The sequence below is a fragment of the Bacillus sp. 01N45 genome, from assembly GCF_056399205.1.
Window position 1 is genome coordinate 1 of sequence record NZ_JBFTQW010000009.1, and the last position, 12,476, is coordinate 12,476.

The window sequence follows — 12,476 nt, forward strand, 5'->3', positions numbered from 1 at the left end:
CGCCGATGGTAGTTGGGACCTTGTCCCTGTGAGAGTAGGACGTCGCCAAGCAAAAACCTAAGTCGATTCGACTTAGGTTTTTTTGTGCTTATTTTTATTTACTAAATTTCATAATCCATAAATTGAATGACGCTAAAGAAGAAAAAAGAATGGAATAGAGGCTGTTTAAAGTACTAGCAATGATTTTTTGTTTTCTAGGTTTTCCGAGTGTTCCTAAAATAATCGTTAGGATAGGAAACGTTATTTCTACCACAAGTATATATTTAAAAAAGTGGGATGATATAAATAAGTATTCAATCATTACAGCAAAGACTGCGATAAAAAGGAATAAATACGAAAAAAGTGTAGTTCGTTTTTTCATTATTGTCTTCCTTATAAATAAAATGAATATAAATGATATGCTTTATATTAAAGCATACGGAATAAGTATACAAACCGTTATGTGTACAATAGATCTCTAGAAATATAAATTCTAATTTCTTATCCTTCTTGCATATAGTTACAATTATTCTTTTGAATATAACTAAAACACGAACGTTATTGGTGAGTAATAAAAAAACATTCGATTATTTATTGACATTGTTTATGAAATATTGTTAATATAGCCATAGAAAGAATAATATATAAGACCTCATATAATCGCGGGGATATGGCCTGCAAGTCTCTACCTAACGACCGTTATTCGTTAGACTATGAGGGAAAGTCACTCGGTATTTTTCTATTCACAAGGGATACGTATGCCTGAGTAGAGCACTTTCTCTCATAGTAAAAGAGAAACTGTTCTATTTCAGGCTTTTTTTATTTGAATCGGGGGGATTCTAATATGAAATCACTAGTTGGAGTCATAATGGGAAGCACGTCAGACTGGGAAACAATGAAATATGCTTGTGACATTTTAGATGAATTAAATATACCGTATGAGAAAAAAGTTGTATCTGCTCATCGGACTCCGGATTATATGTTTGAATATGCAGAGACGGCTCGTGAACGTGGGTTGAAAGTTATTATTGCTGGAGCTGGTGGAGCAGCGCATTTACCAGGGATGGTTGCAGCGAAGACGAATCTTCCTGTAATCGGAGTTCCAGTTCAATCAAAAGCGTTAAACGGCTTAGATTCATTATTATCCATCGTCCAAATGCCAGGAGGGGTTCCAGTTGCAACTGTTGCAATTGGTAAGGCTGGTTCAACAAATGCTGGTTTACTTGCTGCACAAATACTTGGATCATTCCATGATGATATACATGATGCATTAGAATTGAGAAGAGAAGCAATTAAAAAAGATGTGCGCGAAGGTAGTGAGCTAGTATGACGAGAATCATTTTACCTGGAAAAACAATCGGCATTATTGGAGGCGGCCAGCTAGGAAGAATGATGGCATTGGCAGCTAAGGAGATGGGATATAAAATTGCTGTTTTAGATCCTACAAAAAATTCACCATGTGCACAAGTTGCTGATATTGAAATTGTTGCACCATATGACGATTTAAAAGCAATTCAGCATTTAGCGGAGATCAGTGATGTTGTCACATATGAATTTGAGAATATTGATTATAGATGTTTAAAATGGCTTGAAAAACATGCTTACTTACCGCAAGGCAGTCAGTTGTTAAGTAAAACACAAAATCGTTTTACAGAAAAGAATGCGATTGAGAAAGCTGGGCTACCAGTAGCAACGTATAGAATAGTTCAAAATCAAGATCAGCTTACTGAAGCAATCACTGAGTTATCATATCCTTCCGTCTTGAAAACGACGACAGGCGGATATGATGGGAAAGGTCAAGTTGTTTTAAGAAGTGAGGCTGACGTTGATAAAGCGCGAGAGCTTGCGAATGCAGCAGAGTGTATTTTAGAGAAATGGGTGCCTTTTGAAAAAGAAGTATCAGTTATTGTGATTCGTAGTGTAAGTGGTGAAACGAAAGTATTTCCGGTAGCGGAAAATATTCATGTAAATAACATTTTGCATGAATCTATCGTTCCAGCTCGCATTACAGAAGAACTTTCTCAAAAAGCAATTGCTTATGCAAAAGTGCTCGCGGATGAACTAGAACTTGTGGGAACACTAGCGGTAGAGATGTTTGCTACAGCTGATGGTGAGATTTATATTAATGAATTAGCACCAAGACCTCACAATTCAGGACACTATACACAGGATGCATGTGAAACGAGTCAATTCGGTCAACATATTCGAGCAATCTGTAATTTACCTCTTGGAGAAACAAATTTGTTAAAACCAGTTGTCATGGTAAACATTTTAGGCGAACATATAGAAGGGGTCCTAAGACAAGTGAATAGATTAACCGGGTGCTATTTACACTTGTATGGAAAAGAAGAAGCAAAAGCGCAGCGAAAAATGGGGCATGTTAATATTTTAAATGATAATATTGAAGTCGCTCTAGAAAAAGCGAAGAGTTTGCATATTTGGGACCATCAAGAACAACTGTTGGAGGGAAAAAGATGATTAGTCGTTATACACGCCCAGAAATGGGTGCAATTTGGACGGAAGAGAACAAATTTAAAGCATGGTTAGAAGTTGRGATTTTAGCTTGTGAAGCATGGGCTGAGCTTGGCGATATTCCAAAAGAAGATGTTAAAAAAATCCGTGAGCATGCATCATTTGATATTGATCGTATTTATGAAATTGAAAAAGAGACACGTCATGACGTAGTTGCATTCACTCGTGCTGTATCAGAAACACCAACATTAGGTGAGGAACGTAAATGGGTTCATTACGGTTTAACATCTACAGACGTAGTAGATACAGCGCTATCTTACATCTTAAAACAAGCGAATGAAATCATATTAAAAGACTTAGAAAACTTTGTAAGCATTTTAGCTAACAAAGCGAAAGAGCATAAATACACGATCATGATGGGAAGAACACACGGTGTTCATGCAGAACCAACAACATTTGGTTTAAAACTTGGTCTTTGGTATGAAGAAATGAAACGTAACGTAGAGCGTTTCAAACAAGCTGCTGATACAGTTCGCGTTGGTAAATTATCTGGTGCGGTTGGTACATACGCAAATATCGATCCATTCGTAGAAAAGTATGTTTGTGAAAACTTAGGATTAGAAGCAGCACCAATTTCAACACAAACATTGCAACGTGATCGCCATGCTCATTACATGTCAACACTTGCACTAATCGCAACATCTATCGAAAAGATGGCAGTTGAGATTCGTGGTTTACAAAAGAGTGAAACACGTGAAGTTGAAGAGGCTTTTGCAAAAGGCCAAAAAGGCTCTTCTGCAATGCCACATAAACGTAATCCAATCGGATCAGAAAATATGACTGGTTTAGCTCGTGTTATCCGCGGTTATATGATGACAGCGTATGAGAATGTTCCATTATGGCATGAGCGTGATATTTCTCACTCTTCGGCAGAACGCGTAATTTTACCAGATGCTACAATCGCATTAAATTACATGTTAAATCGTTTCGGTAATATCGTTAAAAACTTAACTGTATACCCAGAGAATATGAAACGCAATATGACAAGAACATACGGCTTAATTTATTCTCAGCGTGTAATGCTTACATTAATCGACAAAGGTATGGTACGTGAAGAAGCTTATGATATCGTACAGCCTAAAGCGATGGAAGCTTGGGAAACACAAGTACAATTTAAAGAGCTTGTAGAAGCTGATGAGCGTATTACGAGCAAGTTATCACAAGAAGAAATTAATGAATGCTTCAACTATGAGCATCATATGCAACACGTTGATACAATCTTTGAACGCCTTGGGTTAAACGAAGCGTAAAATTTCATATGGCACAGAATAGAGTCATTCTGTGCCATTCTTTATAAAAACATTATTCACATTTTTCAAACTACAGGGGGCTTGCGAAATGCAAAAGCTAGAATTGCTGTATGAAGGTAAGGCAAAAAGAATTTATCGTACAGAATCAGCAGATATGGTTTGGGTAGAGTACAAAGATAGTGCGACTGCTTTCAATGGGGAGAAAAAAGAGACGATTACAGGAAAAGGTCGTTTGAACAATGAGATTACAACTTTATTGTTCAGAAAGTTACAAGAAGTAGGAATAAAAACACATTTTGTAGAGAAGTTATCTGAAACAGAGCAACTTGTTAAAAAAGTGAGTATTATTCCTCTAGAAGTTGTCACAAGAAATGTAATTGCAGGAAGTCTTTCAAAACGATTAGGAATGGAAGAGGGAACTGTACTTGCAGAACCGATCGTAGAATTTTACTTCAAAGATGATGATTTAGGAGATCCGCTTGTAACGGAAGATCATATTCGTGTATTAAACGTTGCATCACCAGAGCAAGTAAGCGTATTACGAGATATGGCTCTACAAATCAATCAAGTGTTGATTGATCATTTCGCAAGCTGTCGTGTAAGACTAGTAGATTTCAAATTAGAGTTTGGTGTAACAGATGAAGGAAAAATCATTTTAGCAGATGAAATTTCACCAGATACTTGCCGTTTATGGGATGAAACGAGCAATGAAAAATTTGATAAAGACGTATTCCGTCGTGACCTTGGAAATTTAACAGAAGCTTATGAAGAGATTTTAAAACGTTTAGGGGGAATTTCACATGTATAAAGTTAAGGTATATGTAACGTTAAGAGAAAGCGTATTAGATCCACAAGGAACAGCAGTAAAAGGGGCACTTCATAGTCTTTCGTTCACAGAAGTACAAGACGTTCGAATCGGAAAATATATGGAATTAACAATTGATAAATCAGTATCTGACCTTGACGCAAAGGTAAAAGAAATGTGTGAAAAACTATTAACAAACGTTGTAATGGAAGACTTCCGTTATGAAGTTGAGGAGGTTGTCGCACAGTGAAATTTGCAGTCATAGTATTCCCAGGTTCGAACTGTGATGTCGATATGTTCCATGCAATTAAAGATGAGCTTGGTGAAGAAGTAGATTACGTTTGGCACGATAGAGAGAATTTAGATGAATATGATGCAATTTTACTACCTGGTGGATTCTCTTACGGTGACTATTTACGTTGTGGTGCTATTTCTCGCTTCGCGAATGCAATGAAAGCAGTGCAAAAAGCTGCTGAGCAAGGAAAGCCGATTTTAGGTGTATGTAATGGATTCCAGATTCTTGTTGAATCAGGATTACTACCAGGAGCGTTAATGAGAAACGAAAACTTAAAATTTATGTGCCGAACAGTTCAGCTGCGTGTTGAAAATAATGAAACGATGTTTACATCACAATATGAAAAAGATGAAGTAATCAATATTCCAATCGCGCATGGTGAGGGGAATTACTATTGTGATGAAGAGACTCTTAAACAATTAGAAGAGAATAATCAAATCGCATTCCGTTACGTAGAAAATCCGAATGGAAGCGTTTCAGATATTGCTGGTATTGTAAATGAAAAAGGAAATGTACTTGGTATGATGCCACACCCAGAGCGTGCTGTAGATGAATTACTTGGCGGTGCTGAAGGGTTAAAAGTCTTTCAATCTATCTTAAAACAGTGGAGGGAAACATATGTCGTTAATGCTTGAACCAAATCCAACACAAATTAAAGAAGAGCGCATATATGCGGAAATGGGGCTAACAGACGAAGAGTTTGCCATGGTTGAAAAGATTTTAGGCCGTCTGCCAAATTATACAGAAACAGGATTATTCTCTGTTATGTGGTCTGAACATTGCAGTTATAAAAATTCAAAACCAGTACTTCGAAAATTCCCAACAACAGGTGAGCGTGTTCTGCAAGGACCTGGGGAAGGTGCTGGAATTGTAGATATCGGTGATAATCAAGCGGTTGTATTTAAAATGGAAAGTCATAACCATCCTTCTGCTATTGAACCATATCAAGGAGCAGCAACAGGCGTTGGTGGTATTATCCGTGACGTATTCTCTATGGGAGCACGCCCGGTAGCTCTATTAAACTCACTTCGCTTCGGTGAATTACAGTCACCACGTGTGAAATATTTATTCGAAGAAGTAGTAGCAGGGATTGCAGGATACGGTAACTGTATCGGCATTCCGACTGTTGGCGGCGAAGTACAATTTGATCCATGTTATGAAGGAAATCCACTTGTAAATGCAATGTGCGTAGGCTTAATTAATCATGAAGATATTAAAAAGGGGCAAGCGCACGGTGCTGGAAACACAGTAATGTACGTAGGAGCATCAACTGGTCGTGACGGTATTCACGGTGCAACATTCGCATCTGAAGAGTTATCTGAAAGCTCAGAAGCGAAGCGTCCAGCAGTTCAAGTAGGAGATCCATTTATGGAGAAACTTCTTATTGAAGCTTGCTTAGAACTTATTCAGTCGGATGCACTTGTTGGAATTCAAGATATGGGTGCAGCTGGTTTAACATCATCTTCTGCAGAAATGGCAAGTAAAGCAGGTATGGGTATTGAAATGTACTTAGATGATGTACCACAACGTGAAACAGGAATGACACCATATGAAATGATGCTATCTGAATCACAAGAACGTATGCTAATCGTTGTGAAAAAGGGTAGAGAGCAAGAAATAGTAGATTTATTTGAGAAGTATGGTCTTGCAGCCGTTACGATGGGGAAAGTAACGGAAGACAAAATGCTTCGCTTATTCCATAAAGGTGAAAAGGTAGCTGAAGTACCAGCAGATGCTCTTGCAGAAGAAGCACCAATTTATCATAAGCCATCAAAAGAAGCAGCATACTTTGCTGAATTCCAGGCAATGAAAATGGAAACACCAAAAGTAGAAAATTATAAAGAAACGTTATTCGCTCTATTACAACAACCGACGATTGCAAGTAAAGAGTGGGTTTATGATCAATATGATTATCAAGTTCGCACAAGCACAGTTGTTACACCAGGTTCAGATGCAGCAGTTGTACGTGTACGCGGTACAGAAAAAGGATTAGCAATGACGACAGATTGTAACTCTCGCTACATTTATTTAGATCCAGAAGTGGGCGGTAAAATTGCAGTAGCAGAGGCAGCACGTAATATCGTATGTTCTGGGGGAGAGCCACTTGCAATTACAGATTGCTTAAACTTCGGTAATCCAGAAAAACCAGAAATCTTCTGGCAAATTGAGAAATCAGTAGATGGTATGAGTGAAGCTTGTCGCACATTACAAACGCCAGTTATCGGCGGAAACGTATCAATGTATAACGAACGTAGTGGTGAAGCTGTATACCCAACACCGACAGTTGGGATGGTTGGACTTGTACACGATTTAAAACATGTAACAACACAAGAGTTTAAGCAAGCTGGCGATTTAGTTTATATCATCGGAGAGACGAAAGCTGAGTTTGGTGGAAGTGAATTACAGAAAATGATTCACGGCAAAATTTTTGGTCAATCACCAAGCATCGATCTAGACGTAGAATTAAAACGTCAAAAACAAGTATTAGCAGCAATTCAAGCTGGCCTTGTTCAATCTGCTCATGATGTTGCAGAAGGTGGTTTAGCAGTTGCAATTACTGAGAGTGCAATTGGTGCAAATGGTTTAGGTGCTACTGTGAAATTAGACGGAGAAGCAACAGCGGCATTATTTGCTGAATCACAATCTCGCTTCGTTATAACTGTAAAACGTGAAAATAAAGAAGCGTTTGAGACGGCGGTAGAAGCAATTCAAGTTGGAGAAGTGACAAATACAAATGAAGTAACAATTCATAATGAAGAAAATGAAGTATTACTTACAGCAAATGTAGATGAAATGAGAAAGGCTTGGAAAGGGGCAATCCCATGCTTGCTGAAATAAAGGGGTTAAATGAAGAATGTGGCGTTTTCGGAATTTGGGGGCATGAAAATGCAGCACAAGTTTCGTACTACGGATTGCATAGTTTACAGCACCGTGGACAAGAAGGCGCAGGCATCGTCGTAAATAATGGTGAGAAAATCGTCGGTCACAAGGGGTTAGGTTTAATATCGGAAGTATTTTCAAGAGGTGAGCTAGAAGGCTTAAACGGAAAATCAGCAATTGGACACGTACGATATGCGACAGCTGGCGGAAGTGAAGTTGCTAACGTTCAACCATTATTATTCCGTTTTTCTGATCATAGTATGGCATTAGCTCATAACGGAAATTTAATTAACGCAAAGATGCTTCGTCGTGAATTAGAGGCAGAGGGAAGTATTTTCCAAACAAGTTCAGATACAGAGGTACTTTTACATCTCATTAAACGTAGTACGAAAGATTCTTTAATTGAAAGTGTAAAAGAGGCTCTAAATAAAGTGAAAGGTGCGTTTGCATATCTTTTACTAACTGGAAATGAAATGATCGTTGCGCTAGACCCGAATGGATTCCGTCCTCTTTCAATTGGAAAGATGGGAGATGCTTACGTTGTAGCATCAGAAACATGTGCTTTCGATGTAGTAGGTGCAACATACATTCGTGATGTAGAACCAGGTGAATTACTTATCATCAATGATGAAGGAATTCATGTAGATCGTTTTACAAATGAAGTAGATCATGCAATTTGTAGTATGGAGTACATTTACTTTGCACGTCCGGATTCTAATATTGCAGGTATTAACGTCCATGCAGCACGTAAAAACATGGGAAAACGTTTGGCGGCAGAAGCTCCTATTGAAGCTGATGTTGTTACTGGTGTACCAGACTCTAGTATTTCAGCGGCAATTGGTTATGCGGAGGCGACAGGAATTCCATATGAGTTAGGATTAATTAAAAATCGTTACGTTGGACGTACGTTTATTCAACCTTCTCAAGAACTGCGTGAGCAAGGGGTTAAGATGAAGCTTTCAGCAGTAAGAGGCGTAGTTGAAGGAAAACGAGTTGTGATGATTGACGATTCTATCGTAAGAGGAACGACGAGTAAACGAATTGTTCGTATGCTTCGCGAGGCTGGAGCGACAGAAGTCCATGTAAGAATTGCTTCACCACCTCTTAAGTATCCATGTTTCTATGGCATTGATATTCAAACGAGAAAAGAATTAATCGCAGCAAATAATTCAATAGAAGAAATCCGTCAAATCATCGGAGCAGATTCTTTAACGTTTTTAAGTGAAGATGGATTAGTAGATGCAATTGGACGTCCATATGAAGGGAAATACGGCGGTCTATGTATGGCGTACTTCAATGGAGATTATCCAACAGCTCTTTATGATTATGAGCAAGAGCTTTTAGAAAGTATGAAATAAGAAGAAAAAAGCTTCTACTTCTTTTGATGTAGAAGCTAGCTTCTTTCTTAAAATGGCCCGCCCTGAATAGGGAGAAATTAAAAGACGAGGTGTAGATAACGATGGCGAATGCATATAAGCAAGCAGGAGTAGATATTGAAGCTGGATATGAAGCGGTATCTCGCATGAAAAAACACGTACAAACAACAATGAGAAAAGAAGTACTAGGCGGTCTAGGCGGTTTTGGAGGTATGTTTGATTTATCAAAATTTGCATTAGAAGAACCTGTATTAGTATCTGGAACAGATGGCGTGGGAACAAAATTGATGCTCGCTTTTATGGCAGATAAACATGACACAATTGGTATTGATGCAGTAGCAATGTGTGTAAATGATATTGTTGTCCAAGGAGCAGAGCCGCTTTTCTTCCTTGATTATATTGCTTGTGGTAAAGCTGAACCTAGTAAAATTGAAAACATCGTCAAAGGTATATCAGAGGGCTGTCGCCAAGCTGGTTGTGCATTAATTGGTGGAGAAACAGCTGAAATGCCAGGAATGTATTCTATGGAAGAATACGATTTAGCTGGTTTTACAGTTGGAATTGTTGATAAAAAGAAAATTGTAACAGGTGAAAAAATTGAAGGTGGTCAAGTATTAATTGGCTTAGCATCTAGCGGTATTCATAGTAATGGTTATTCTTTAGTACGAAAAGTATTACTAGAAGATGGAGAACTATCTTTAGATCGCATTTACGGACGCTTAGAACTACCTCTTGGTGAAGAATTATTAAAACCAACGAAAATTTATGTCAAACCTATTTTAGAACTATTGAAGAAATATGAAGTATACGGTATGGCGCATATTACAGGTGGCGGATTCATTGAAAATATTCCACGTATGTTACCAGAAGGAATCGGTGCAGAAATTGAATTAGGATCTTGGAAAATTCAACCGATCTTCAGTTTACTTCAAGAAGTGGGAAAACTAGAAGAGAAAGAAATGTTCAATATTTTTAACATGGGTATTGGTATGGTAGTAGCGGTGAAGGAAGAAGAGGCAAAAGATATCGTTCGTCTTCTTGAAGAGCAAGGAGAAACAGCTCGTATTATTGGACGTACTGTACAAGGAACTGGCGTTACCTTCAATGGGGGCACGGCACTATGAGTAGATTAGCAGTTTTTGCTTCTGGAAGCGGCTCTAACTTTCAATCTCTCGTTAATGCGGTAGAAGAAAAAAGATTGGATGCAGAAATTAGTTTATTAGTATGTGATAAACCAGAAGCACGTGCTGTTGGACGGGCACATTATCATCATATTCCGTGTTTCGCCTTTTCAGCGAAAGCATATGAGTCAAAAGAAGCATTTGAAAAAGAAATATTAAAGAAGCTAGAAGAGTATGAGATTGATTATGTTATTTTAGCTGGATATATGCGTTTAATTGGGCCGACTTTATTAGGAGCGTACGGTGGGAAGATTATTAATATTCATCCGTCACTATTACCGAGTTTTCCTGGTAAAGATGCTGTCGGTCAAGCGTTAGAAGCAGGTGTGAAAGTAACTGGAGTAACAATTCATTATGTAGATGCAGGTATGGATACAGGTCCAATTATTGCGCAAGAAGCAGTAGTTGTTTCTGAAGGGGATACGAGAGAAAGCTTACAAAAGAAAATTCAACAAGTTGAACATAAATTATACGTAAATACAGTGAATCAAATTGTTCAGTCTGCGAAAGAAACAACTGTTAACTAACATACAACCAGGGGTGAAGGATAAATGAAAAAGCGTGCATTAGTAAGTGTTTCAGATAAAACAGGAGTAGTAGAATTTGTTAAAGGTTTACTAGAACAAGGGATTGAAGTTATTTCAACAGGTGGTACGAAAAAATTACTAGAAGAAAACGGCTTACAAGTAATCGGTATTTCTGAAGTAACTGGTTTCCCGGAAATTATGGATGGACGTGTAAAAACATTACACCCAAATATTCATGGTGGTCTATTAGCGGTTCGTGATAATGAAACGCATGTAGCGCAAATGAATGAGTTAGGTATGCAGCCAATTGATTTTGTTGTTGTTAACTTATACCCATTTAAAAAAACAATCGCTAAGCCTGATGTAACATTTGCTGATGCAATTGAAAATATTGATATCGGTGGTCCAACAATGATTCGCTCTGCTGCGAAAAATCATAAATTTGTATCAGTAATTGTAGATCCAGTAGATTACGATGTTGTATTAGCAGAACTGAAAGAGAACGGTGAAGTAAAAGAAGAAACAAAACGTAAATTAGCAGCGAAAGTATTCCGTCATACAGCGGCATATGATGCGTTAATCTCTAACTACTTAACAGAGCAAATGGGTGAAGAAAGCCCAGAAACATTAACAGTGACATTTGAGAAAAAACAAGATTTACGCTATGGAGAAAATCCACATCAAAAAGCAACCTTCTATAAAGCACTATTCGCTGTAACTTCTTCTGTTGCATACGCAGAACAATTACACGGTAAAGAATTATCTTACAACAATATTAATGATGCAGATGCAGCACTTAGTATTGTAAAAGAATTTACAGAGCCAGCAGTAGTAGCAGTAAAACATATGAATCCATGTGGTGTTGGAGTGGGTACTGATATTCATGAAGCATACACACGCGCTTATGAAGCAGATCCAGTATCAATTTTTGGTGGAATTATTGCAGCAAATCGTGAAATTGATAAAGCTACAGCAGAAAAGTTACACGAAATTTTCTTAGAAATCATTATTGCACCTTCTTTCTCAAAAGAAGCTTTAGAAGTATTGCAAAGTAAGAAAAACTTACGTCTACTAACTGTAAATATTGAAAAAGCGACAAGTGCAAGCAAAAAACTAACTTCTGTACAAGGTGGTCTTCTCGTTCAAGAGGAAGATACGTTATCATTAGATGAAAGTACAATTTCAATTCCGACAAAACGTGAACCATCAGAGCAAGAGTGGAAAGATTTAAAACTAGCTTGGAAAGTTGTAAAACATGTGAAATCAAACGCAATTGTTTTAGCGAATGATAACATGACAGTTGGTGTAGGCGCGGGACAGATGAACCGTGTAGGTTCTGCAAAAATCGCAATTACACAAGCTGGCGAAAAGGCACAAGGTAGCGCACTTGCATCTGATGCTTTCTTCCCAATGCCAGATACAGTAGAAGAAGCAGCAAAAGCAGGGATTACAGCAATCATTCAACCAGGCGGATCAATCCGTGACGAAGATTCTATCAAAGTTGCGGATAAGTATGGGATTACGATGGTGTTCACTGGCGTACGTCATTTCAAACACTAATAGAGGATATTTAAAAAGTCCGGTCAAGATAACTGTCGCATGTCGTCGTTGCATTGCCAGTGCGGTACTCATGTAGGAAAGCTACATTCCG

General features: G+C 38.0%; 12 protein-coding genes and 1 riboswitch. Of the genes, 11 read left to right on the forward strand and 1 reads right to left on the reverse strand.

The features are described 5' to 3' along the window. Positions 1-94 precede the first annotated feature (94 nt). Positions 95-361 (reverse strand): hypothetical protein, encoded by a 267-nt coding sequence (locus tag AC1DMU_RS20170; RefSeq protein ID WP_088061518.1) that lies wholly within the window; start codon positions 359-361, stop codon positions 95-97. Between the two features lie 250 nt (positions 362-611). Then, positions 612-713: riboswitch (purine riboswitch) on the forward strand. Between the two features lie 110 nt (positions 714-823). Here AC1DMU_RS20170 and purE point away from each other — a divergent pair. From purE to purH, 11 genes are all read left to right on the forward strand, one after another. Continuing rightward, positions 824-1,309 carry a 5-(carboxyamino)imidazole ribonucleotide mutase gene (purE, locus tag AC1DMU_RS20175; RefSeq protein WP_000839368.1) on the forward strand — a complete coding sequence of 162 codons (486 nt, stop codon included), beginning with the start codon at positions 824-826 and terminating at the stop codon, positions 1,307-1,309. Then, a complete protein-coding gene (gene purK, locus AC1DMU_RS20180; protein ID WP_088061521.1) occupies positions 1,306-2,457 on the forward strand; it encodes a 5-(carboxyamino)imidazole ribonucleotide synthase in 1,152 nt (383 codons plus the stop codon). The genes purE and purK overlap by 4 nt, the downstream gene beginning before the upstream one ends. Beyond that, a complete protein-coding gene (purB, locus tag AC1DMU_RS20185; RefSeq protein ID WP_476941555.1) occupies positions 2,454-3,761 on the forward strand; it encodes an adenylosuccinate lyase in 1,308 nt (435 codons plus the stop codon). The genes purK and purB overlap by 4 nt, the downstream gene beginning before the upstream one ends. A gap of 88 nt (positions 3,762-3,849) precedes the next feature. Further along, complete coding sequence (gene purC / locus AC1DMU_RS20190) at positions 3,850-4,569, forward strand: phosphoribosylaminoimidazolesuccinocarboxamide synthase (protein ID WP_087982204.1); 720 nt, start codon at positions 3,850-3,852, stop codon at positions 4,567-4,569. Next, positions 4,562-4,816, forward strand: coding sequence for a phosphoribosylformylglycinamidine synthase subunit PurS (purS, locus tag AC1DMU_RS20195; protein WP_000278821.1), 255 nt, complete (start codon positions 4,562-4,564; stop codon positions 4,814-4,816). The genes purC and purS overlap by 8 nt, the downstream gene beginning before the upstream one ends. Beyond that, the gene (gene purQ, locus AC1DMU_RS20200; RefSeq protein ID WP_000666772.1) at positions 4,813-5,496 is read left to right on the forward strand and encodes a phosphoribosylformylglycinamidine synthase subunit PurQ; all 684 of its coding nucleotides are present in this window, start codon (positions 4,813-4,815) and stop codon (positions 5,494-5,496) included. Before purS ends, purQ begins: the two co-directional genes overlap by 4 nt. Next, positions 5,480-7,699 (forward strand): phosphoribosylformylglycinamidine synthase II, encoded by a 2,220-nt coding sequence (gene purL / locus AC1DMU_RS20205; RefSeq protein ID WP_046958904.1) that lies wholly within the window; start codon positions 5,480-5,482, stop codon positions 7,697-7,699. Before purQ ends, purL begins: the two co-directional genes overlap by 17 nt. Beyond that, positions 7,684-9,099 (forward strand): amidophosphoribosyltransferase, encoded by a 1,416-nt coding sequence (gene purF, locus AC1DMU_RS20210; RefSeq protein ID WP_000879030.1) that lies wholly within the window; start codon positions 7,684-7,686, stop codon positions 9,097-9,099. The genes purL and purF overlap by 16 nt, the downstream gene beginning before the upstream one ends. Before the next feature lie 101 nt (positions 9,100-9,200). After that, positions 9,201-10,241: a phosphoribosylformylglycinamidine cyclo-ligase gene (gene purM / locus AC1DMU_RS20215; RefSeq protein ID WP_088061523.1), complete on the forward strand. Its 1,041-nt coding sequence runs from the start codon at positions 9,201-9,203 to the stop codon at positions 10,239-10,241. Then, positions 10,238-10,825: a phosphoribosylglycinamide formyltransferase gene (purN, locus tag AC1DMU_RS20220; protein WP_000088583.1), complete on the forward strand. Its 588-nt coding sequence runs from the start codon at positions 10,238-10,240 to the stop codon at positions 10,823-10,825. The genes purM and purN overlap by 4 nt, the downstream gene beginning before the upstream one ends. A gap of 24 nt (positions 10,826-10,849) precedes the next feature. After that, positions 10,850-12,385, forward strand: a complete 1,536-nt coding sequence (purH, locus tag AC1DMU_RS20225) for a bifunctional phosphoribosylaminoimidazolecarboxamide formyltransferase/IMP cyclohydrolase (protein ID WP_088061525.1) — start codon at positions 10,850-10,852, stop codon at positions 12,383-12,385. The last annotated feature ends 91 nt before the right edge of the window (positions 12,386-12,476 follow it).